Genomic DNA, 22506 nt, shown 5'->3' with positions numbered 1-22506 from the left:
TTTGTTTGTAAGATCAAGCCTTGAATTTAAACGTCAAACCTCATTAAATGGTACCTCCTGTATCAATGAGTAATATCAATACCATGCTATTGTTTTCTATCGCCCTAATTGTAGGGCTAGTTTTACTGGTTATGAGCTCCGACAAATTCATCGAGCACTCTGCCCTTGTGGCAGAAAAACTCAACGTAAACCCTATGATCATAGGGATAACGCTGGTTGCCTTTGGCACGTCCGCACCAGAAATGGTCGTTTCAGCCATAGCAGCACTTGATAATGCCCCTGAAATTGCCGTGGGTAACGTACTTGGCTCTAACATTGCCAACATCGCCCTTGTCTTTGGTATCACATTGCTTTTTTCGGCTATTCCAATAGCCTCTGGCTTATCTACCAAAGAAGTCCCTCTTGTATTAGGTATCACACTTTTAGCAGGCTTTTTGCTATTTGATCAGACACTTAGCGTATGGGATGGTGTGATACTAATTGCTGCCTTTATTATTATCCTGACAATATTGTTAAGAGGCAGTAAAGACTTAGAAAAAGATTTAAAAGAAGGCCTACCTGAAGACGATGGCACCTCAGTCACGAAATCTCTGATTATTGCGCTAATCGGACTCACTGTATTAATAGGAAGCTCTAAGTTGCTGGTATGGGGAGCAATTGGTATTGCGACAGCACTTGGTGTCAGCGAGCTGGTAATAGGCCTTACGATTGTTGCTGTGGGCACCAGCTTACCTGAACTGGCCGCATCAGTAAGCAGTGTAAGAAAAGGCCATCATGACATAGCAATTGGTAACATTTTGGGGTCAAACATCTTCAATTTGGCCACAGTATTACCGCTACCTGCTCTTATTGCACCAGGACTGGTAGATCAAAGCGTTATACACAGAGATTTCCCTTGGGTATTAGGCCTAACAGCTGCGCTCGCCTTGGCTATCTTCATCTTTAAGAAAACAACAGGTAACAGCATCCCACGATGGGTTGGTATTCCACTTATAGCCTCTTATGGTCTTTACTTATTTATTGTCAGTACAAGTGGTTCGATTTAATGCTTTCCCTTAAGAAACTCACGCAACCTAAAAGCCTACTAATCATTGGGGCCGCTATTTTAATAGCCGCCGTAATAGGCTGGTATGGAACAGCGCCAAAAGCATACTTAGTGGAAACCGATTCACTCAGTAGCTCACCTGACTATTTCATCACCAAGGTCAAAGTAAAAGAGTTTGATAATGACGGAACACTTATTGAAACACTGGATGCTGAACAAACCCTTCATTACATTGCAAAATCCAGAACACTTTTAGAAACCCCTAGTGTCGAACGCTACTCAAAATCAGGTCATTGGAACGCAAAAGCAGATAAAGGGGTTATTGAAGATGGAAGTAATGATATTCTATTAACAGAAAATGCTAGAGCGACTAAAAAATACCTCCAGTCGGAAGATATAAAGCTCAGTGCAGATAACATACATTACTTAGACAATGACAAATCATTAACCAGCTATGGAAATGCGACACTCATCTCCACACAAGGAGAGACCTCTGCTGGCGAAATCACAACCTATATAAATTCAGAAGAAGTCGTGATGACAGGGTCTGTACGAGGAAAATATGAAACAATTCATTAACATCGGTGCGTTGCTCACTTCAGCCCTTATTGGCCAATACGCATATGCCCTACCTGATGACCTTAATAAGCCATTAGAAATACAAGCCAACGAAGCGTCATTCGATCAAAATTCGGGTGAAGCAATTTACAAAGGCAACGTTTTCGTCAAACAAGGCTCTATTGAGATACAAGCACAATACCTTAAAGTATCGACAGACCCTCAAACACGAAAATTCAACAGCCTAGAAGCGAGTGGCAGTCCAGCAAAATTCAGTCAGCAAGTAGATTGGAGCGGGAACATTGTCATCAGTAAAGGCAATGAAATTCGTTATTTAACCAGCGAATCAAAGCTAGAAATCATGGGGAATGGCTACCTAAGTCGAATGCAAAACTCCATCACGGCAGACTACATACTCTATATGATCCAAGATGGCACCTTCAGTGCCGAGAAAAAAGATTCAGGGCGCGTATCAATGACACTACAACCACAAGCGCCACAAAACGAACCAGCACCTGAGACGAAAAAATAGATGGCACTATTAGAAGCAAAACACCTTGCAAAAAGCTACAAAAAACGCCAAGTCGTAAAGGATGTATCTATCTCGGTTGAATCTGGCGAAGCTGTTGGGTTACTAGGCCCAAATGGCGCAGGCAAAACAACATGTTTTTATATGATCGTAGGCATGGTGACAAATGATGCGGGTGGCGTTTTTATTGACGGTGTCGATGTGACTGGCGATGCTATGCATACACGTGCGCAAAAAGGCATCGGCTACCTTCCACAAGAAGCATCAATTTTTCGTAAGATGACCGTTGAAGACAACATTCTAGCCATCTTAGAAACACGCAAAGAACTAACAAAAACACAACAAAATGAGCGACTGGAAGAACTTCTTGAAGAGTTTCACATTACTCATATTCGCACCAACCTAGGCATGGCATTATCAGGCGGAGAAAGACGCAGAGTAGAAATAGCCAGAGCCGTTGCGATGAACCCAAAATTCATCTTACTTGATGAACCCTTTGCTGGCGTAGACCCGATTTCGGTCGGAGATATAAAGCACATTATTAAACACCTCCAAGAGAGTGGAATCGGCGTTCTAATTACCGACCATAATGTCAGAGAGACTCTAGACATCTGTGACAAAGCTTACATTGTTGGCAATGGTTACATTATTGCATCCGGTGACGCCAATACCGTCATTAACAATGAACAAGTCAAAAAGGTCTATTTAGGTGACGACTTCCGTCTGTAACCCCTTATCATTGCTGTAGAAAGGGAGTAGTATGCACAACTCATTCCAATTCATTCAATTAGAAGAAAGAGTTGCTCTATGAAGCAGTCTTTACAATTAAAGCTCGGCCAACAGCTGACAATGACGCCTCAACTGCAACAGGCTATTCGCTTGCTGCAGCTTTCTACGTTGGATTTAAAACAAGAAATACACGAATTCCTTGAATCTAACCCGCTGCTTGAGCTAGACGACGACGAACAACTGCATAACGAAATACCAGCCAGCATAGAATCCAAAAGTGCCCCTGAGACAACCGTCGATAACAACGAAGAAGCACGCGTTGAATCAGAGTGGACTGAAAGCATCCCCGAAGAACTATCTATCGATAGTAACTGGGATGACACCTATCAAAGTTCTGCCGCTGTCAGTGATCACAATAGTTATGAAGGTGACGGAGACTTCGAAAGTCGCAACGCTCCAGCTGAAAGTATCCAAGACCATCTAATTTGGCAATTGAACTTAACTCACATGTCAGACCGTGACATTGAAATTGCTTATGCCATTATTGAATGCGTTCAACCTGATGGCTACTTAAGCATTTCTACCGATGACATTTGTGAGTCCCTTGGCATCGAATTAGAAGACCTAGAAATAGAAGAAGTCATTGCTGTGCAACATAGACTGCAACGCTTCGACCCTGTTGGCGTATGCTCAATCGACCTACGCGACTGCCTTCTAGTACAATTAGAAGCCTTCCAGAGTCATCCGCTTTATAAAAGCACATACAACCTTATTGACCATTACCTACCACTATTAGGTAATCGAGATTTCGCACAACTGAGCCGCAAAACGAAACTAAAAGACGAAGCGCTAAAAGAAGTCGTCAACTTGATTCAACAGCTTAACCCGCGCCCAGGTTCAGTGATCGACGCAGATGATACAGATTACGTCATTCCTGATGTTTCAGTGAAAAAGCGTCATGGTGTATGGCAAGTTGAGCTAAACAACGACGCCCTACCGCCAATCAAAATCAATGAAACCTATTCTGCGATGGCGAGCACAGCGGCAACTACAGAAGACGCCACTTACATCAAAACCTCTCTTCAAGAAGCAAAATGGTTCATGAAGAGCTTGCAGAGCCGCAACGAAACATTATTGAAAGTGGCCAGCTGCATTGTAAGTCGACAAATTGATTTCTTCGAACTCGGTGAAGAAGCCATGAAACCCATGGTGCTTCATGATGTTGCAGAAGAAGTGGGTATGCATGAGTCAACCATTTCACGGGTGACGACGCAAAAATACATGCACACACCAAAAGGTATTTTTGAGCTTAAATATTTTTTCTCCAGCCACGTGAATACCGCCTCTGGAGGAGAATGTTCTTCTACCGCAATACGAGCTATGATTAAGAAGCTTGTGTCAGATGAACCAGCGAAAAAGCCATTAAGTGATAACAAGCTAGCGGCTATTTTAGCAGACCAAGGCATACAGGTTGCGCGACGTACTGTAGCCAAATATCGAGAGGCGATGAACATCCCTCCTTCCAATGAACGAAAACGACTGATCTAAACGGATACCATTTTATCATGTCCTTGAAATCATTATTAAAAGCAGAACTTGTTCTCGCAAAACAAGACATTGTTAGTAAGAAACGCGTCCTTGAGAGCCTTGCTGAAGTCGCTTCCAACCGCCTTCATTGCAACAACGAAGAAATCTATGACGCACTACTTGGCCGAGAAAAACTAGGCAGTACAGGCATTGGTAATGGCATTGCTATTCCGCATTGTCGTCTAGAGTCGGCAAACCACACAGCTATCGTTGTCATGTCACTGCAAACTCCAATTGATTTTGACTCTATCGATAAACGAGCGGTCGACCTAATATTTGCGCTGATTGTGCCACCTCAAGAATGCGATCAACACCTTTCTACATTGGCTCAAATCGCTGAGTTAGCACAATCTCCAGAATCACTGGATAAATTACGTGCGGCACAAAGCAGCGAAGAACTATTCAATATATTTGACTCATTAATATAGGAAATAAGCATGCAGGAAGAGTCCGTCACAATCATAAACAAACTGGGCTTGCATGCTCGCGCAGCGGGCAAGCTGGTTGAAACAACCTCTCGTTTCTCTTGCGACATCACCATAGAAAAAGAAGGCCGCAATGTTGATGGAAAAAGCATTATGGCCATGATGATGCTGGCCGCTGGCAAAGGCACTGAAATTCGTGTCAAAACCAACGGTGAAGATGAAAACGACGCAATTAAAGCGGTGATAGAATTAATTAACAATCGTTTTGGTGAAGACGAGTAAGGAATCAATGTCAGAGCAAAACACGCTTAACCACCTGCAAACGGTCACCGAATCGCTCGAATCTGGTGCCACCATGCAAATCCGTTATTTACTTAACGGCGCTTTGCCAGCTCAGGACGTTGCTCGCCTATTAGAGTCCTCCCCTCCCAAAGAACGTAAGCTTCTTTGGGAGCTAATTGAAGCCAAAAATGAAGGCGAAGTACTGCAATATCTGAGCGAAGATATTGGCGTACAATTCATGAAAAACATGGATACAGAGCGATTAATCGCCGTATCCGAACATTTTGAAAGCGATGACCTTGCCGATTTACTACAACATTTACCAGAAAAAATAGTAAAAGAAGTGCTTGCGTCCATGACGACGCAAGACAGAACAAGAGTTGAAGCACTATTAAGCTACTCGGAAGATTCTGCCGGCGGCTTGATGAACACGGACACCATCACCATACGTCCGAATATCACCGTCGACCTGGTGTTTCGCTACTTACGCAGACACAACTCCCTACCAGACATGACAGACAGTCTACTTGTTGTCAGCCGCTCTGATCGCTTGCTAGGCACCTTGCCCCTGACCACACTATTAGTCTCTGACATCAACGCCACAGTGCGCGATATCATGGAAACAGAATTCACCGTCATTGACGCAGAAACCCAAGCCAGTGAAGTAGCACAACTTTTTGAAAAGATGGACTTGGTTTCTGCCCCCGTCATTGATGGAAAAACAAAAAAGTTACTTGGTCGTATTACCATCGATGACGTTGTTGACGTTATCCGTGATGAAGCCGAACACTCCATGTTAAGCATGGCGGGTCTTGATGATGACGAAGATACCTTCGCCCCTATCATGAAAACCACCAAGCGACGTGCAGTGTGGCTTGGCATAAACCTAATAACAGCCTTCACCGCATCGTATGTAATAGGTTTATTCCAAGACACTCTGGACCAAGTTGTCGCACTCGCCATACTCATGCCCATTGTTGCCAGCATGGGCGGCATTGCCGGATCACAAGTGCTCACTCTGGTCATTCGGGGTATCGCACTCAACCAAATTGGTTCCACCAATACCCGTTGGCTACTCAACAGAGAACTTATTGTTGGGCTCATTAACGGCCTACTTTGGGCAACCGTTATTGCCGCTCTCACCGCACTTTGGTTTGACAACATCAAGATTGCCTATATCATTGCGGGAGCTATCATAATAAATCTGCTATTTGCAGCCACCACTGGTACACTTCTGCCGATTTTGCTGAAAAAAATTGGCATCGACCCTGCCCTTGCAGGCAGCGTAATTTTGACTACCGTGACCGACGTGGTTGGATTCTTATCCTTCCTTGGTCTCGCTACTATTTTTCTAATATAGGTTCCCATGACAGACTTTGATCAATATGAAAACGAAGACGAAATCCCTAAGAGCAAAACCCAGATCAAGCGTGAAATGGAAGCCCTGCAAGATCTTGGTAAAAAACTACTTGCCTTAAGCAAAAACCAACTTAAAAAAGTAGAAATGTCTGACACATTGCGCGAAGCATTCGTTGAAGCTGGCCGAATCAAAAAACACGAAGCCATGAGAAGACACCTGCAATACATCGGCAAGGTGATGCGCACAGAAGACCACGAAGCCATAGCGCATCGCGTAGCATTGTTTGATTCCACCTCTGCAGCTTACAACAAGCTATTTCATCAGCTTGAGATAAAACGAGATGCACTAATCGGTGAAAACAGCAAAGAAGAACTGTCTCAATATTTAGAGGAAAACCCTCAAATTGAAGACATACAACTTCTTAGACAGCTCATTCGTCAATCTCAAAAAGAAGTGTCTCAAGAAGGAAACACAACAAACCGTAAAAAGCTTTTCCGCTTCTTGCGCGAGGCTGAAGAAAAGCGTCTTGGTCTGACTGAATAATCTACAAGGCACCTCAACAAAAAACCTCAGAGCCAGCATTACTAGCTAGCTCTTATGGTATCCTCTTATGTGAGAAACACGGCATTTTTTGGCGACAATCACTTAATGCCGTTTTCGTCATATTAAAAACAATATATCCCGGTTCTTCTTGTAAACTGACTAAACGTTCACCAAATGGCGAATACAGAGCACTGTGTCCGTAAGTTTGTCTGGTTTCGTTGTGCCAACCGCACTGTCCAACACCAAGAACGTAGCATTGATTTTCAATCGCACGGGCGGCTAAAAGAGTATTCCAGTGGGCCTTCCCAGTAACATAAGTAAAAGCAGCGGGAACCAATAAAACCTCTGCACCCATTTTCATTAGCTCACGATATAATTCTGGGAAGCGTAAGTCATAACAGATGCTCAGGCCGATTTTAAAGCCATCCACGTCAATGACTTTTAAATCCAACTCTCCAGGCTCAATAACATCAGACTCTTTATAAGACACTGCTTTATCGTCAACACTGACGTCAAACAAATGAATTTTGTCGTACCGTTCTAAGAAGACACCGTCAGGTCCAACAACCCAGCATGTTTGCCTAACACGTCCACTAGAGACTTGCTCACCATCTGTTCTCAATATCGAAGGATGTGAGCCAATCACAAGATAAATAGAATATTTCTGCGCTAAACCTGATATCGCTTGAAGCAATATATTTTGATCATCCGATTCAGCCAAATCCCTCATTGCCCTGCCATTGAACAAAAAAACATTTTCGGGAAGTACAACCAATTTAGCGCCGTCCAAAACGGCAGACTCAACAAGGTTTTGTACGTGACTTAAGTTTTCACGCCAATCTTTAGTACTCGTCATTTGAATCGCAGCAATGCAAAGTGAGTTCATTAATCTTTTCTCCCTATTGGCTTATAGCGAATAGGTGTCATGGTTGGGTTATTAAATGAACCTTCGACTTTGTACTGCACACTTGTTACTTTTGAAAGTTGGTCGCCTATAAGCTTATCTGTAATGTACAAAAGCCCTGCCAATTGCGGAGTTCCCCACAATAAACCGGCTAATGGCAGCGTACCAGTTAAAGGAAATGTTGCTGTCAATTTTTCATTCAAAGTCTCATTCACGATATCCGCCTCCCCAGCAACAACAAGCTCGGCAGAAGGAGCAATGATTGAAATTGGAGATACTGTTTTTAAAATACCGTTATCAAGAGAAAGTGTCCCACTGAAATCGTCGTAGGTTAATCCAGGTTCATACACATCTGAGAAATCTAATAACAAGCGTCGACTAAGAGCGCCAATATTAAAAATCCCTAATGCTTTTAAAAAGGCCGGTAACTCGTCTACCTTACTGAAGTTACCGTCTTCTGCAGAAAAGCTAATACGACCCGAAACAGATTCGCGATCAAAGTAGAATGGATGCCCTTTCCATTTCAAACCAACATCAAATTTGTACTCTTTGGAAGAAACAAATGCCTCACTAGAAAACTTTTTCGTCAACTCCGCTAAATCAGCACCGCTGGCCGCAATGGCAAGCTCAACACTTGAGTCCTCACCTTTGTCTTTCCAAAGTATACTACCCTTAAGACTGCCCGTTTTTAATTTAGATGAAATAGGATCCACACGAATAACATCACCTTCACGGGAAATAGCTAACTGCCAATCACCATAAGGGCTACCATTGAAATAAAGCTGATCAACAGACAATGTCATATTGGGAATTTGCTTGGATGATATAGGAGATTCATTTTTGCCCGAATCGGCTACCTCAGAGCCATCTTCTTTCGATGTATTCCAGCTAAGAAAACCAAAACGCAGGTCTGGTGTACCATCTTTATTAAGCAAAGAAAAATTCATTTCATCAGAACTAACAAAAAGAGATTGGTTCGTCGCTGAGTTATAAGTAACCTTAAAATTGTGCCAAGTGTTGCTGGGGTTGACCACAACCTCATCGACAATTAAATCCACTCTACTCAACCATTCAGGAACCTCTGGAACCTGAACACCTTGAGAAGACGTTGATGCATCACTAGATAAATCTGCAAAAACAGATTGCCAATCTTGAACATAAAAACGGTCAAAGTCACCGGTTAACACTAAGCCTTTAGGGATTTTGGCACTTAAAGTTTGGCTCTCACCACCATTTAAAATAATCTCGCCGCCAACAAACTCATTATTTTGCAGCAACAACCTTGCCTTAGTGAGTTCAGAATAATCAGCATCAATGACAATATCTTTTTTGTGCTGCATCACCTTAACGTGCAGAGGTTTACTTTCTACCGCAGGCTTCCCAACAGGTATTGGCAAATTAATATTCACACCAAGCAAATCACTATCAATTATCAAATCTACTTGGCCATCTTGTGCTTGGTTAACCGATAGCTGTCCAGTATAAGTCGTTTTGCCGACTATTTTTTTAAGGGCTGCATCAGGTAATTTATTCCAACGAGCGACTTGCTGAATGTCTACATCACCAGAAAAATCCCCCAAAACAGCAAGGCCACCATCTTGAGCTGCGGTAGAGGACAAAACAAGGTGAGATAAACCACCAAATGCCTGTAGGTCAAATTCAGAATTGTTGATGCCTTTATCGGAGCTGTAATTTAAATGCCCGCTATCAACTTGAACGGATAGGTCAAGATCATTTATGGCTAATGAGTTATCTTTAAGATCTAAACCCAATTGAACTTGAGGATCAACACCTTCCTTGAAAGGAATGGCAACATCAAAACGACCTTTAACCTTGCCACCCAACTGCCAATTTTCAAAAGGCTGAAGAACAGTCTCGGCTAAAGGCGTGGCTCGTAAAGTTGATAAAATAAGCAGTGCATTGTCGTTCACTTCACCCGTTAAATTTAACCAATCCGCAGAGCCATTAGAAACAGGAACCGTTAATAACAAATTGTTTATTGGTAAATCGAGCAAATTACCGGATTTTACTTGAACTGAAACGCCACTCTCGTCAAATTCAAAAAAGCCGTTTACTCTCGTTGCCGTTGGCCAATTTTTATCAAATGTCACATCAGCATCACTAACAGCCAGCTGCACACGGACATGTGGCTCAGCACCATCCGCTAACTCGCTTTGCACCAACACATCGACACTGTCTAATTTACCAGCATCAGAAAAAGCCTCTTCAATCCATGTCATTAAATCGCTACTAAGCGCTTTAGGAGGAAGATAGGTTAATCGATCAGTAACCGACATATCACGGCCATGCAAATCCAGCGCAATCCAATCAGGCTGATCATTACGCACCTCTAGACGGAAGCCACCGTTTACCGTGGCGCCATTACGCTTGACCGCCAAATCGCGACCTTCTACCAAGAAGGTATCTTGCTGCTGCCAATTAACATAACCTGATAAAAATTGAGTACGCCACGCTTCATCGTATATTGTATCAAAAGCTATTTTGCTATCTCGTCCACGAAAATCGATATACCCGCTGTCATTAGATAAGCTGAACACCGCGTTAATGTTACTCGCTTGGGGGATGCCGTTATAACCTTCAATGGAAGCAGATTGTAAATTGCTTAAAAGCTGAAATGACAAGTCATCTTTTTCACGCCAAAAGCTCACAGATCCATTTTTAGCCATACCAGTCGGATTTAACCCGCCTAGAATTTTAGAAGCATTCGTCTCTTCAGGTAAAAAGTGCGCAACGATTTTATGGACTAACCCTAAATCCGCTCTAGCAAAACTCACATTAGAACGATTCGTTACGGATGACCAATCAAATGTTAAGTCAGTTTCTGGATAACTTAAGCCATCTTGATCTTTGATTGCCATATCATGCACATCAATCCGCACGCTTGGATGCTTTTGAGAATAGCGCAACTTGACAGACGACGTTGCGTCGTATTGTTGACCATCATCAAATGCAACCTTAAGGTTTGTCGCTTCAGTCCTTACCTCAAGTTCCTTGCCAATCGTTGCGTCTAGCCAAATATCTCCCCCTATTTGAACATCAGACAGTGAGTAAGCATTCTCTTTCAACATAGTGTTTAAAGGGATAGCGAACATGGGGGCCTTAACGGAGGCTTTAACGCGATACCCCCCAAGCAAGCTACGGGCTTGATCAATACGAGCGTCTATTTGAAAAGGTGTTTTATAGTCATCTAAATAAAGTTTTGAAGTGAGCAACGACTCAAACGATTTTTGAAATATGTAAATATGAGGAATTTGCATGACATGCTTACCAAATTGCTCACTATTAACATCTAATTTGGCATCGTAGATTGAAAAGTTTTGCTGTGCAGATAAATAGTCTAAAACACGCTCTATACCCACCTCATCACCAACATTGCGTGATGGTGTCGCGCCGTTCAATCGCCATTGACCATCACTTTCTTGCAATACAACGGTAGGCCGTACAAAACGAATATAGGTAAACTGAGGGCTAAGCGTAAGCAATGACTTGACCGTATCTAGACGGACGCGCATTTCACTGACATTAATAGCCGGCTGACCGTTAGCAACGAGGTGAAAGCCGCTAACAGAAACGGTGGGATCGACACCTTCAAGACGACCATCGATGCCATCTAGCGTAACGGGGTAGCCCGTAATTTGCCGAAGGTTATGCTCTATTTGAGGGCGATAATGATCCAAGTATGGAAGAAGCTGACCAACACTCAAAGCAAAAACAGCAAGCAATGCCGAGATAGCAATTGCACCCCAAAAAGTGACTAGGATCAACTTACGTAATAACCAAGCCATTTTAAGTCCTTTTTACGCTATCGCAAAACAACATCATATTGATCTTGCGTGTATACGGAATCCACTTGGAAACGAATTGTTTTACCTATAAAAGCCTCTAGTTCCGCAACCGCCGCACTTTCTTCGTCCAAGAAACGCTCCACCACCGCACTTGCAGCTAAAACTGTATATGTTTGCGAATTATAAGCTCTATCCGCTCTTAAAATCTCTCGAAACACTTCATAACAAACTGTTTCAGGGGTTTTCACCAAGCCACTACCGCGACAAGATTTACAAGGCTCGCATAAGGTCTGACCAAGGCTCTCACGTGTTCTTTTGCGAGTCATTTCCACAAGACCAAGCTCAGAAACACCAGTAATTTTGGTTTTTGCGTGATCCGTGTCTAATATTTTTTCAAGCATCCGAAGCACTTGTCGCTTATGCTCCTCATCTTCCATATCAATAAAATCGATGATGATGATACCACCGAGGTTTCGCAGCCTCAGCTGTCGACCTATCGCCGTAGCCGCCTCAAGATTGGTTTTGTAGATAGTTTCCTCTAGATTTCGACTACCGACAAAAGCTCCCGTGTTCACATCAATTGTAGTCATTGACTCAGTTTGCTCAACCAGCAAATATCCACCCGATTTCAACTGAACTTTACGATCTAACGCCTTATGAATTTCATCTTCAACACTATACAAGTCGAAAATCGGACGCTCACCAGGATAATACTCAATACGATCTCTAAGATCAGGAATAAAATCTTCAGCGAAAGAGCGCAATTTGGCATAATTCTCTTTGGAGTCTATACGAATTTTTTCTGTCGAAAGTCCTACCAAATCACGCATAGTCCGCAAGTGCAATGGAAGGTCTTCATAAATAACAGAAGGCGCTTTGGCATTTTGCATGCGACGCTTAACAGATTGCCAAAGGCGCGTTAGGAATTTAATATCCGCTAGGATCTCTTCTTCACCAGCTCGCTCCGCAGCCGTTCGTAATATATAACCACTATTCTCATCAGCATCCGTTAGCGCTTCCGATACCAATGACTTAAGCCGCTCACGCTCCACCTCATCTTCAATTCTTTGACTAACGCCCACATGAGCCTGATCAGGCATGTAGACTAGATAACGAGAAGGAATAGACAAATGAGTAGTTAAACGCGCGCCCTTAGAGCTAATAGGATCCTTAGTAACCTGAACCACCAATGATTGCCCTTCACGCAAATAATCACCAATTTGATCACTTGGGTTAACCGCATCACGATTAACTACTTCCGATACATGAATAAAAGCAGCTCTTTCAAGACCTATATCAACAAAAGCCGCCTGCATACCCGGAAGTACTCGAACTACCTTACCTTGGTAAATATTGCCAACAATTCCCTTACGGCTCGATCGTTCAATATAAACTTCTTGCAAGACACCGTTTTCAACTAGAGCTACACGAATCTCCATAGGAGTAACATTAATGAGTACATCTTCACTCATGAGACATCTCCTCTAGAGAATGAATTCCAAATTGGGCCAGTAATTGCGCAGTCTCAAAAAGCGGCAGACCAACAACGGCAGAATACGATCCCGAAATAGAACGGACAAATACAGATCCTAAGCCTTGAATGCCATAAGAGCCAGCTTTGTCTTGAGGCTCTTTGGTTTTCCAATACTGGGCTATTTCAACATCTGAGATTTCACGAAAAAGCACTTCGCTGATAACACACTGAGTAGCGATATGTTCTTGCTCTAAATTACAAAGACAAAGTGAGGTGATAACTTGATGGGATCGGCCAGAAAGCCGTCTTAGCATTGACCGAGAGTCTTCAAGCGAAGTAGGTTTGCCAAGGATATGACCATCAACCACAACACTTGTGTCTGAGGCCAAAAAAACAGCAGAGGAATGGGCGCCAACTTGTTGATGGTATTTAATTGAAGCCGCTTTGGCTTTTTCAACAGCCATACGAACAACGTACTCTTCTGCCTTTTCTAGATGATTTGGAGTTTCATCTATGTCGGCAGGCTGTATCTCAAACTCTTTCACCAATAGGCTAAGTAGCTCTTTTCTTCTTGGCGAAGCTGAAGCCAAAATAAGCATAAGTTTTCCCTAAAAGCGGCCTAATGAATAGCATAAATACGCCGCACACTACGTAAAATAATAAATGACCAAGGCCACAATAGCCCAGTAATAACTGCCGGCATGAAAATCATTAAGGTCGGCTCTGCATGGCCAAGGTAGTGATCAATCCAGAAGTCGAGCAACTGGTTAACACTTACCAGCATGCAGATAAAAAAACCTTGTTGCCAGCGATGATACATTCGCAATCGTTTATAAAATACAGCACATGTATAGGCAATAATCACATACGTTAACGAGTGTTGACCTATTATGCCACCTTGCAACAAATCTACCATTAACCCTAGAAACCAAGCTAAGCCCACTCCCACACGAAACGGCAGAGCAATCACCCAATACAAAATAACCAACAATGCCCATTCTGGGCGGAACCAAACAAGCTCTTCAGGAAAAGGCACAGCCTCAAGCATTAAAGCAGTCAACAGAGTAATACAAAAAACAAAAATGGGTTTCATTATCGCCCTGCCTTCGGCTTTTCAATGAGCATGACATGGCGACTGCGCCCTAATTGAGCCAAAGGAACAACATCCACATCAGCATACGCTTTACCTTGCGTATACTTAACGCTCCTAACAACACCAACAGGATAACCACTAGGAAAGCGCTTATCCAAGCCGGAAGTCGTTAGAATATCCCCTTTTTTGATATCAACAGATCGAGGAACGCTCATTAATTCTAAACGCTTCAAACTTCCTGTCCCTCTCAATATGCCCCTAAACCCAGTTCGAGTAAGCTGCACAGGAACAAAATGACTTGCATCAGCGATCAATAAAACTCGACTGCTGTAGGCAGCCGTTTCCACTACTTGCCCCAGCACTCCTGTCGCATCTAATACTGGCTGCCCCACATAGGCACCAGAAGAAAAGCCTTTATCTATCATTAGTTTATGGCTATAGGCGTTCTGATCAAAACCAATAACTTCCGCCATAACGATCTTCTCATCAACGCGCTGAGACGCGTCTAGGAGCTCACGTAAACGAACGTTTTCGGCTTGTAGTGAATCAAGGCGCTGTTGACGACTTCGCAGCAATAGTATCTCTGACTGTAAGGATTGATTTTCTCTTACCAATCCCTCCCTACTCGCAAGATGCTCTCCTGCCCAATTAAGCACTTTCTGAGGAGTGTTCACCACAACCTGAATAGGCGTCACAAGCAAGGTCAAATAAGGCCTTACTTGTGAGAAAACAGAATAACGGACATCTGCAATAATCATCGCCATAGACAAAATAACTAACACTACAAAACGAGTGCTAGATATTTTACCAGTAGAATGAAGCGAATTTTTAATGGTGCGCTCCTAACGTTTACTCATTATCTGCAGTAAATAGCTCAGATGCGTGCTTATCCATTAACTCTAGGGCCATACCGCCGCCACGAGCAACACAAGTCAGTGGGTCATCAGCAATAATAACGGGCAAGCCAGTCTCTTCGCTGATCAAACGGTCGATTTCACGTAACAACGCGCCACCACCGGTTAACACCAAACCTGTTTCACCAATATCAGCTGCCAATTCTGGGGGAGATTGCTCTAGAACACCTTTGATAGCTTGAACAATCTGAGCTAGAGGCTCTTGTAGCGCTTCTAGAATTTCAGTGCTGCTCAAAACAAATGAACGAGGAATACCTTCGGCTAGGTTACGACCACGAACATCAATTTGTAACTCTTCACCAGTATGGTAAGCCATACCTATTTCTGTCTTAATTCGCTCTGCAGTTGCATCACCAATTAAGCTACCGTATTGACGACGAACATAGGTTGTAATAGCTTCGTCAAAGCGGTCACCACCAACACGAATGGATTCGGATGTCACGATACCATTCAAAGAGATAATGGCGATCTCAGTCGTACCACCACCTATATCAATAACCATAGAACCTGATGCTTCAGCAACAGGTAGACCTGCACCAATTGCCGCAGCCATTGGCTCTTCAATAATGTAAACTTCGCGAGCACCAGCACCTAACGCAGACTCTTTGATAGCACGACGCTCAACCTGAGTTGATTTACATGGCACACAAACTAAAACTCGTGGGCTAGGCTTCAAAAAGCTATTTTCGTGAACTTTAGAGATGAAATATTGAAGCATTTTTTCTGTGACATGAAAATCAGCGATAACGCCATCTTTCATTGGGCGAATAGCCGTAATATTACCTGGAGTACGGCCTAACATACGCTTCGCATCGGTACCGACTGATGCTACTGTTTTTTGATTCCCATTATGGCGAATGGCAACAACTGACGGTTCATCAAGCACAATTCCGCGGCCACGAACGTAAATAAGGGTATTTGCCGTTCCTAAGTCAATGGACAAATCGCTTGAAAACATTCCCCTGATTTTCTTAAACATGAATTCCTACACCCTGATAATACGATACGAACAGCGTCAAAATGTAACAATCACGAGACCAATGGGCAAGTTGATTCCGCGTAAAACTGAAAAAAATATCCATGTATTTCGTTGTTTACTAAAAAATTTTTAATAAATAAAAAATAAGCCTTATTTTCCTACCTCTTTGCTTTATAGCATCACAACTAAGAGATACAATGGCGGGCATTTACGATAATCAAAACATTTAGGTGGAACATGTCCATAGACAAACAAGACGTGCAAAAGATTGCACACTTGGCACGCCTCGCCCTTACCGAGGCAGACGCCGATCAATACCAGCACTCTCTTTCAAGTGTTTTATCCCTTGTTGAGCAAATGCAATCCGTTAATACCGATGGTGTTGAACCTCTTTCTAATCCACTTGAGATGACGCAACGCCTAAGAGAAGACATAGTCACCGAAGAAAATCGTCGTGACGCATTCTTAGCAAACGCACCTCAGACCGAAGCAGGCCTTTTCCTAGTACCGAAAGTGATCGATTAAGAGAGACAAGCATGTTCGAACAAAGCATCTCGACATTAGCACAACAATTGCGTAACAAAGACATTTCAAGCGTTGAGTTAACTCGCCTATTTCTAGCGCGTATCGCCAAACTTGACCCACAACTAAATAGCTACATTACCGTTAGCGAACAACGTGCACTAGAACAAGCTGCAGCAGCAGATACACTTCTTCAAAACGGCAACGGCACTAGCTTGACTGGCATCCCTATTGCCCACAAAGATCTATTCTGTACGGAAGGCACACTAACCACATGCGGCTCTAAAATGCTGAATAACTTTATTCCGCCATACGAATCAACCGTGACCAGCCGCATCCAACAAGCTGGTGCCGTGATGTTAGGCAAAACCAACATGGACGAGTTTGCCATGGGCTCTTCCAACGAAAACAGCTTTTACGGTGCCGTGAAAAACCCATGGAACCTAGACATGGTTCCGGGTGGATCTTCTGGCGGCTCTGCGGCTGCGATTGCCGCTGGACTAGCCGTTGCCGCAACAGGCACAGATACGGGCGGTTCCATTCGCCAACCAGCTTCTTTTTGCGGCATAACTGGCCTTAAACCCACTTATGGTCGAGTATCTCGTTTCGGCATGATTGCCTACGCATCCAGCCTTGACCAAGGCGGCCCAATGGCGAAAAGCGCAGAAGATTGTGCGCACTTGATGCAAGCAATGGCTGGCTTTGACGAAAAAGATTCTACATCTGCAGATACACCTTCAGAAGACTATCTAGCTAACCTCAATACTCCGTTAACAGGCTTAAAGATCGGCTTACCAAAAGAATACTTTGGCGAAGGTCTAGACTCACAAGTCGCTGACATCATTATGGCGGCGGTAAAAGAGTTCGAAAAACTGGGCGCGACAGTAAAAGAGATTTCTCTACCAAACTTACAGCTAAGTATTCCTTCATATTACGTAATTGCTCCATCTGAAGCCTCTTCAAATCTGTCTCGCTTTGATGGCGTTCGTTTCGGCCACCGCTGCGACGATCCAAAAGACCTGTTAGATATGTACATGCGCTCACGTGCTGAAGGTTTCGGCACTGAAGTACAGAAACGTATAATGGTTGGCACTTATGCACTTTCTGAAGGCTACTACGATGCTTACTATCTAAAAGCACAAAAAATTCGTCGCCTGATTAAAGAAGACTTCGTTAAAGCACTTGATGAAGTAGATGTCATCATGGGACCTGTTGCACCAACTACCGCATTCGGTCTTGGCAGCAAAACAAGTGATCCAGTTGCCATGTATCTTGAAGACATTTACACCCTATCCGTTAACCTTGCAGGCATCCCTGCTATGTCTGTTCCAGCAGGCTTTGCCAATGGCATGCCGGTTGGACTTCAAGTAATGGGTAACTATTTTGCCGAAGCCAAGCTTTTAAACGTAGCGCATCAGTATCAACAACACACTGATTGGCACATACAAACACCAACTATGGCAAAAGGAGCATAAGCATGAACTGGGAAGTTGTTATTGGCCTTGAGATTCATACTCAGCTCTCTACAAAATCAAAGTTGTTTTCAGGCGCCGCTGTTGGCTTTGGCGCAGAACCAAACACACAAACCACACTTGTTGATTTAGGTATGCCTGGTGCATTACCTGTGTTTAACAAGGAAGCGTTACGTATGGCCGTTATGTTTGGCCACGCCATCAACGCTGAAATTGGCATGTCATCTGTTTTTGCTCGTAAAAACTATTTCTACCCGGATCTTCCAAAAGGCTACCAAACCAGCCAAATGGATCATCCTATTGTTGGTAAAGGCTATCTAGATGTCATGCTAGAAGACGGCACTACTTCTCGCGTTGGCATCACTCGCGCTCACCTAGAAGAAGATGCAGGCAAGTCTTTACATGAAGATTTCCAAGGCATGACAGGCATAGACCTGAACCGCTCTAGCACACCTTTGCTTGAGATCGTGTCTGAGCCAGACATTCGCTCAGCGAAAGAAGCCGTTGCGTACGTTAAGATGATTCACTCTATCGTCACCTACCTTGGCATTTGCGATGGCAATATGGCAGAAGGCTCTATGCGTTGCGACATCAACTTGTCACTGCGCCCTAAAGGTCAAAAAGAATACGGCACACGCACCGAAATAAAAAACGTCAACTCGTTCCGCTTTATCGAAAAAGCAATCTACACCGAGATCGAGCGCCAAGCAGACATTTTAGAAGATGGCGGTCGCATCATTCAGGAAACTCGCCTGTATGACCCAGAAAAAAACGAAACTCGCAGCATGCGCTCTAAAGAAGACGCCAACGATTACCGCTACTTCCCATGCCCAGACCTACTTCCGGTAGTACTGACGCAAGAATACGTTGACGGCATCAAGTCAACGCTGCCAGAGCTACCAAGCCAAAAAGCAGCGCGCTTCCAAAGCGAACACGGTCTAAGCGAATATGACGCTAACGTGCTTTCATCCTCTCGCGCCATGGCCGACTATTTTGAAACAGCCAACAATGTCGCTAAAGATGCCAAATTAACGGCAAACTGGGTAATGGGCGAGCTAAGCAAACTCCTTAACCAAGAACAGCTAGACATCGAAAACTCACCAGTTAGCGCCGAAGCATTTGGTGGACTGCTAGTTCGAGTCAAAGACAACACCATCAATGGCAAAACAGCAAAAGACGTGCTGCAAGCCATGTGGAACGGTGAAGGTTCGGCAGACGCTATTATCGAAGCCAAAGGTCTAAAACAAGTCACAGATACTGGCGCTATTGAAGCCATGATTCAGACTATTTTAGATGCTAACGCAGCACAAGTTGAGCAATATCGCGCCGCCGACGAAGACAAGCAAAAGAAAATGATCGGCTTCTTTGTTGGACAAGTCATGAAGGCATCGCAAGGCAAAGCCAATCCAGGACTTGTTAACCCAATACTGGCTAAAATGCTGAAAGGCAAATAGATTAACATTAGCGATTAAATCCACTGTAAAAAGACAAACGCGGCCTAGGTCGCGTTTTTTATTTTCCACAAGAAGAACGAAAGATGACCGAACGAACGGAATTTGAAACAATGATCCATGGCGAAGCGTTTAACGCCATCGACCTAGACCTTCGCCTGCGCAGAGAAGCGGCACGTCTTGCCTGTGCTAAGTTCAATGCGCATCCAAGCAAGGGCAACCTTCGTCATGTGACACGTTTGTTTGCTGAGTTTGGCAGCGTGGTGATTGAACCAGGCTTTCAATGTGACTATGGTTCGCAGATTCATCTGGGCGAACGTGTTTTTATTAATTTCCAATGCATATTCTTAGACAGCGCCAAGATCCATATCGGCGACGATGTATTAATCGGCCCTGGTGTTCACCTTTATACGGTGGATCATCCTAGAGACGCTGAACAGCGCGCCTCTGGCGAGTGTTTTGCTCGTCCGATTACTATTGGTAACAAAGTCTGGATTGGCGGCGGTGCCAAGATTCTTCCCGGCATTGAAATTGGTCATAACGCGATTATTGCCGCTAATGCGGTTGTGACTCGAAATATCGCTGACAACGAGCGCTACTTTGGCTAGGCTTGGTCAGTAATATTTGTGCATAATTTCACCAAAAAACACGCTTTACAGCCTTAATTAGAGTGGATCTGAATACTTCATTCAACTAGGTAAGCAATCGGCAATTGTGAAGGAAATGCCTTTCCAAGCCCTCTCATTGCGTCTATTTTCTATATACTGAATGGAAATTAGCGAATAAAGAGGTCGCCCTATGAAAACTTGGATTATATTTTTAGCTAGCCTTATGGCGCTAAATGCTAGCGCCTCAGACGCCATTACAGATAACTCCTTGGAGGTACAAACCGTCACCCAGTTTGATGGTATCCCTTGGGGTATTTCTATCCTAAATGATCAGGAAGCCATTGTTACCGTCAAAAAAGGCTCCGCTTATAAGGTCAATTTATCCACGGGTAAAAAGCAAGCACTGACAGGTCTTCCAGAAGTCGATAACAGAGGCCAAGGCGGTTTGTTGGATGTGGCAAAATCACCAGAGTTCAAAGAGCAAGGCTGGCTATATTTCACTTATTCAAAGCCAACGGATGAGGGAGCAAAAACCACGTTAGCCAGAGCAAAACTAAGTGGTAACAAGCTGACTGCATGGCATGATTTATTAGTCACAGATTCTGCCACCAGCGAGTCTAAACATTATGGTGGCCGCATCGCCTTTGACGACAAAGGACACGTTTTCTTCTCGGTCGGTGATCGAGGTGTTCGTGATAACGCTCAAGATCTGACAAACCATGGCGGTAGCGTTATCCGTTTAAATTTAGATGGCAGCGTGCCTGCGAACAATCCGTTTGTGACTCATGCCAATATACGCAATGAAATCTGGAGCTATGGTCACCGTAATCCCCAAGGTCTATTTTACGATACGGATACAGAAACACTTTGGTCTAATGAACACGGCCCAAGAGGCGGTGATGAAATAAATCTAATTCGTCCCGGTGCCAACTACGGATGGCCGATCGTGTCTTATGGTAAAGAGTATTGGGGACCAATTAGCGTAGGCGAAGGAAACACAAAAGACGGCATAGACAATCCAGCTAAAGTGTTTATTCCTTCTATCGCACCAAGCAGCTTGATTCGTTATAAAGGCATGTTGTTCTCAAATTGGAACGGAGATTTTCTATCTACCGCGCTTGCACTGAGACACTTAAATAAAATCAGAATTGATAAAAATGGCGAGACTACCGAAACGCGTTATCTGCAACATTTAGATGAGCGTCTTCGTTCGATGGCTCAAGACTCTACCGGAATATTGTACTTAGGCACAGATTCTGGAAAGCTGTTGAAAATATCACTCGCTGTCGTGATAGAGGTAAAAAAAGCAGGCTAGGGAATACTTCCTAGCCTAGCTATATACAGGCAATAAATTACTCAGACTAACTGCTCTCTGCAGATTCATCGCCCCAGCTATCACTTGCTGATTCATCGCCCCAGCTGTCACTTGCTGATTCATCACCCCAGCTGTCGTCAGTAGCATCATATCCCCAGCTGCCGTCTTCAGGAGTCGCATTTTCAGTCGCTGTCTTTTTCTGAGGTGGATTGCCATCGTACACTTGGTAAGCTCGGTTTTGCAGATAGACATCTCTAATAAAGCTGTATCTGTCGCCGACTATCATACCTTCAGCATTTAGGTAGCGGGCTCTTGTTTCAACTACGTCTAGCGCAAAGAGCTGTAATGTCTCATCACTATCAAGGTTCAACATTTCTTTATCATCTAAATAAGCATATTGAACCACCAAACCAGAACCATCACGCACAGTCGAAGGGCCTAAAAATGGTAAAACCAAATATGGGCCAGATGACACTCCCCAATACCCTAAAGTCTGCCCAAAGTCCTCATCCTTTTCTTTTAAACCAAGCTCGTTGGCCACATCAAAAAGTCCAAACCAACCCGCGGTACTGTTAATCAGAAAACGAAAGGTAGACGATGCTGTCGCGTCCCACTTCCCTTGCAGAAGGTTATTGGTAATGTTTCCAATTTCACCTAAGTTAGAGAAAAAATTACTCACGCCCTTTTGTACTGGCGTTGGGGTAATGGCTTTGTACCCTTTGGCAACAGGCTTTAAAACAGCCCCATCTATCGCATCATTAAAGATAAACATGGAGCGATTGAAGCCTTCCCATGGATCTTCTTTGGTTTCTACTGGCACCTGCGCACAAGATTGCACAAGCAATAATATAGAACCAAAAAGTAAAGTGCCCATTACTTTAAACATTTTCACAATCCTTAACTTGTAAGA

The 22506-nt window shown here is 43.7% G+C and carries 22 protein-coding genes; 14 read left to right on the top strand and 8 right to left on the bottom strand.

Annotation, left to right across the window (positions count from 1 at the left end):
* Window positions 1-65: 65 nt before the first annotated feature.
* The 9 genes from KDW99_RS09235 to yjgA all read left to right on the top strand — a co-directional run bounded on the left by KDW99_RS09235 (window position 66) and on the right by yjgA (window position 7058).
* Complete coding sequence (locus KDW99_RS09235) at window positions 66-1046, top strand: calcium/sodium antiporter (RefSeq protein ID WP_370646888.1); 981 nt, start codon at window positions 66-68, stop codon at window positions 1044-1046.
* Window positions 1046-1624, top strand: a complete 579-nt coding sequence (gene lptC, locus KDW99_RS09230) for an LPS export ABC transporter periplasmic protein LptC (RefSeq protein WP_255829010.1) — start codon at window positions 1046-1048, stop codon at window positions 1622-1624. The genes KDW99_RS09235 and lptC overlap by 1 nt, the downstream gene beginning before the upstream one ends.
* Window positions 1608-2135, top strand: coding sequence for a lipopolysaccharide transport periplasmic protein LptA (gene lptA, locus KDW99_RS09225; protein ID WP_255829009.1), 528 nt, complete (start codon window positions 1608-1610; stop codon window positions 2133-2135). Before lptC ends, lptA begins: the two co-directional genes overlap by 17 nt.
* Window positions 2136-2861, top strand: coding sequence for an LPS export ABC transporter ATP-binding protein (gene lptB, locus KDW99_RS09220; RefSeq protein WP_255829008.1), 726 nt, complete (start codon window positions 2136-2138; stop codon window positions 2859-2861).
* Between the two features lie 78 nt (window positions 2862-2939).
* Window positions 2940-4409, top strand: a complete 1470-nt coding sequence (locus KDW99_RS09215) for an RNA polymerase factor sigma-54 (protein ID WP_255829007.1) — start codon at window positions 2940-2942, stop codon at window positions 4407-4409.
* A gap of 17 nt (window positions 4410-4426) precedes the next feature.
* Complete coding sequence (ptsN, locus tag KDW99_RS09210; protein WP_255829006.1) at window positions 4427-4876, top strand: PTS IIA-like nitrogen regulatory protein PtsN; 450 nt, start codon at window positions 4427-4429, stop codon at window positions 4874-4876.
* Between the two features lie 9 nt (window positions 4877-4885).
* Window positions 4886-5155: an HPr family phosphocarrier protein gene (locus KDW99_RS09205; protein ID WP_255829005.1), complete on the top strand. Its 270-nt coding sequence runs from the start codon at window positions 4886-4888 to the stop codon at window positions 5153-5155.
* Between the two features lie 7 nt (window positions 5156-5162).
* Window positions 5163-6515, top strand: a complete 1353-nt coding sequence (mgtE, locus tag KDW99_RS09200) for a magnesium transporter (protein ID WP_255829004.1) — start codon at window positions 5163-5165, stop codon at window positions 6513-6515.
* A 6-nt stretch (window positions 6516-6521) separates the two neighbouring features.
* Entirely contained in the window at window positions 6522-7058 is a 537-nt protein-coding gene (gene yjgA, locus KDW99_RS09195; protein WP_255829003.1) for a ribosome biogenesis factor YjgA, read from the top strand.
* A gap of 52 nt (window positions 7059-7110) precedes the next feature.
* Here yjgA and KDW99_RS09190 read toward each other — a convergent pair whose 3' ends face one another.
* The 7 genes from KDW99_RS09190 to KDW99_RS09160 form a co-directional block, all read right to left on the bottom strand.
* Window positions 7111-7944 carry a carbon-nitrogen hydrolase family protein gene (locus KDW99_RS09190; protein ID WP_255829002.1) on the bottom strand — a complete coding sequence of 278 codons (834 nt, stop codon included), beginning with the start codon at window positions 7942-7944 and terminating at the stop codon, window positions 7111-7113.
* Window positions 7944-11768 carry a YhdP family protein gene (locus KDW99_RS09185; protein WP_255829001.1) on the bottom strand — a complete coding sequence of 1275 codons (3825 nt, stop codon included), beginning with the start codon at window positions 11766-11768 and terminating at the stop codon, window positions 7944-7946. The genes KDW99_RS09190 and KDW99_RS09185 overlap by 1 nt, the downstream gene beginning before the upstream one ends.
* Window positions 11769-11785: 17 nt before the next feature.
* Window positions 11786-13240: a ribonuclease G gene (gene rng, locus KDW99_RS09180; RefSeq protein ID WP_255829000.1), complete on the bottom strand. Its 1455-nt coding sequence runs from the start codon at window positions 13238-13240 to the stop codon at window positions 11786-11788.
* Window positions 13233-13841: a Maf family protein gene (locus KDW99_RS09175; protein WP_255828999.1), complete on the bottom strand. Its 609-nt coding sequence runs from the start codon at window positions 13839-13841 to the stop codon at window positions 13233-13235. The genes rng and KDW99_RS09175 overlap by 8 nt, the downstream gene beginning before the upstream one ends.
* A 20-nt stretch (window positions 13842-13861) precedes the next feature.
* The gene (gene mreD, locus KDW99_RS09170; RefSeq protein WP_255828998.1) at window positions 13862-14335 is read right to left on the bottom strand and encodes a rod shape-determining protein MreD; all 474 of its coding nucleotides are present in this window, start codon (window positions 14333-14335) and stop codon (window positions 13862-13864) included.
* On the bottom strand, window positions 14335-15117 hold the full coding sequence (gene mreC, locus KDW99_RS09165) for a rod shape-determining protein MreC (protein WP_255828997.1): 783 nt from the start codon (window positions 15115-15117) through the stop codon (window positions 14335-14337). The genes mreD and mreC overlap by 1 nt, the downstream gene beginning before the upstream one ends.
* A 67-nt stretch (window positions 15118-15184) precedes the next feature.
* Window positions 15185-16228 (bottom strand): rod shape-determining protein, encoded by a 1044-nt coding sequence (locus tag KDW99_RS09160; protein ID WP_012069640.1) that lies wholly within the window; start codon window positions 16226-16228, stop codon window positions 15185-15187.
* A gap of 237 nt (window positions 16229-16465) precedes the next feature.
* On the opposite strand from KDW99_RS09160, the gene gatC reads away from it, so the two are divergent.
* The 5 genes from gatC to KDW99_RS09135 all read left to right on the top strand — a co-directional run bounded on the left by gatC (window position 16466) and on the right by KDW99_RS09135 (window position 21596).
* Window positions 16466-16753, top strand: coding sequence for an Asp-tRNA(Asn)/Glu-tRNA(Gln) amidotransferase subunit GatC (gene gatC, locus KDW99_RS09155; protein WP_205114911.1), 288 nt, complete (start codon window positions 16466-16468; stop codon window positions 16751-16753).
* A gap of 11 nt (window positions 16754-16764) precedes the next feature.
* The gene (gatA, locus tag KDW99_RS09150) at window positions 16765-18225 is read left to right on the top strand and encodes an Asp-tRNA(Asn)/Glu-tRNA(Gln) amidotransferase subunit GatA (protein WP_255828996.1); all 1461 of its coding nucleotides are present in this window, start codon (window positions 16765-16767) and stop codon (window positions 18223-18225) included.
* 2 nt (window positions 18226-18227) lie between these two features.
* Window positions 18228-19676, top strand: coding sequence for an Asp-tRNA(Asn)/Glu-tRNA(Gln) amidotransferase subunit GatB (gatB, locus tag KDW99_RS09145; RefSeq protein ID WP_255828995.1), 1449 nt, complete (start codon window positions 18228-18230; stop codon window positions 19674-19676).
* A gap of 83 nt (window positions 19677-19759) precedes the next feature.
* Window positions 19760-20281 (top strand): sugar O-acetyltransferase, encoded by a 522-nt coding sequence (locus KDW99_RS09140; protein WP_255828994.1) that lies wholly within the window; start codon window positions 19760-19762, stop codon window positions 20279-20281.
* Between the two features lie 190 nt (window positions 20282-20471).
* Entirely contained in the window at window positions 20472-21596 is a 1125-nt protein-coding gene (locus KDW99_RS09135; protein ID WP_255828993.1) for a PQQ-dependent sugar dehydrogenase, read from the top strand.
* A 46-nt stretch (window positions 21597-21642) separates the two neighbouring features.
* Here KDW99_RS09135 and KDW99_RS09130 read toward each other — a convergent pair whose 3' ends face one another.
* Window positions 21643-22482, bottom strand: a complete 840-nt coding sequence (locus KDW99_RS09130; protein ID WP_255828992.1) for an MlaA family lipoprotein — start codon at window positions 22480-22482, stop codon at window positions 21643-21645.
* Between the last annotated feature and the right edge of the window lie 24 nt (window positions 22483-22506).

Origin of the sequence: Marinomonas rhizomae (genome assembly GCF_024397855.1) — a bacterium.
In the GTDB taxonomy this organism is placed as follows: Bacteria; Pseudomonadota; Gammaproteobacteria; order Pseudomonadales; family Marinomonadaceae; genus Marinomonas; species Marinomonas rhizomae_A.
The sequence above is the reverse complement of the archived record's forward strand: the minus strand, read 5'-3'. Positions and strand labels throughout refer to the sequence as shown.

Bases quoted from the DNA above. Each gene is read 5' to 3' on its own strand.
- KDW99_RS09235 (WP_370646888.1), top strand. From the start codon at position 66: ATGAGTAATATCAATACCATGCTATTGTTTTCTATCGCCCTAATTGTA.
- lptC (WP_255829010.1), top strand. From the start codon at position 1,046: ATGCTTTCCCTTAAGAAACTCACGCAACCTAAAAGCCTACTAATCATT.
- lptA (WP_255829009.1), top strand. From the start codon at position 1,608: ATGAAACAATTCATTAACATCGGTGCGTTGCTCACTTCAGCCCTTATT.
- lptB (WP_255829008.1), top strand. From the start codon at position 2,136: ATGGCACTATTAGAAGCAAAACACCTTGCAAAAAGCTACAAAAAACGC.
- KDW99_RS09215 (WP_255829007.1), top strand. From the start codon at position 2,940: ATGAAGCAGTCTTTACAATTAAAGCTCGGCCAACAGCTGACAATGACG.
- ptsN (WP_255829006.1), top strand. From the start codon at position 4,427: ATGTCCTTGAAATCATTATTAAAAGCAGAACTTGTTCTCGCAAAACAA.
- KDW99_RS09205 (WP_255829005.1), top strand. From the start codon at position 4,886: ATGCAGGAAGAGTCCGTCACAATCATAAACAAACTGGGCTTGCATGCT.
- mgtE (WP_255829004.1), top strand. From the start codon at position 5,163: ATGTCAGAGCAAAACACGCTTAACCACCTGCAAACGGTCACCGAATCG.
- yjgA (WP_255829003.1), top strand. From the start codon at position 6,522: ATGACAGACTTTGATCAATATGAAAACGAAGACGAAATCCCTAAGAGC.
- KDW99_RS09190 (WP_255829002.1), bottom strand. From the start codon at position 7,944: ATGAACTCACTTTGCATTGCTGCGATTCAAATGACGAGTACTAAAGAT.
- KDW99_RS09185 (WP_255829001.1), bottom strand. From the start codon at position 11,768: ATGGCTTGGTTATTACGTAAGTTGATCCTAGTCACTTTTTGGGGTGCA.
- rng (WP_255829000.1), bottom strand. From the start codon at position 13,240: ATGAGTGAAGATGTACTCATTAATGTTACTCCTATGGAGATTCGTGTA.
- KDW99_RS09175 (WP_255828999.1), bottom strand. From the start codon at position 13,841: ATGCTTATTTTGGCTTCAGCTTCGCCAAGAAGAAAAGAGCTACTTAGC.
- mreD (WP_255828998.1), bottom strand. From the start codon at position 14,335: ATGAAACCCATTTTTGTTTTTTGTATTACTCTGTTGACTGCTTTAATG.
- KDW99_RS09160 (WP_012069640.1), bottom strand. From the start codon at position 16,228: ATGTTTAAGAAAATCAGGGGAATGTTTTCAAGCGATTTGTCCATTGAC.
- gatC (WP_205114911.1), top strand. From the start codon at position 16,466: ATGTCCATAGACAAACAAGACGTGCAAAAGATTGCACACTTGGCACGC.
- gatA (WP_255828996.1), top strand. From the start codon at position 16,765: ATGTTCGAACAAAGCATCTCGACATTAGCACAACAATTGCGTAACAAA.
- gatB (WP_255828995.1), top strand. From the start codon at position 18,228: ATGAACTGGGAAGTTGTTATTGGCCTTGAGATTCATACTCAGCTCTCT.
- KDW99_RS09140 (WP_255828994.1), top strand. From the start codon at position 19,760: ATGACCGAACGAACGGAATTTGAAACAATGATCCATGGCGAAGCGTTT.
- KDW99_RS09135 (WP_255828993.1), top strand. From the start codon at position 20,472: ATGAAAACTTGGATTATATTTTTAGCTAGCCTTATGGCGCTAAATGCT.
- KDW99_RS09130 (WP_255828992.1), bottom strand. From the start codon at position 22,482: ATGTTTAAAGTAATGGGCACTTTACTTTTTGGTTCTATATTATTGCTT.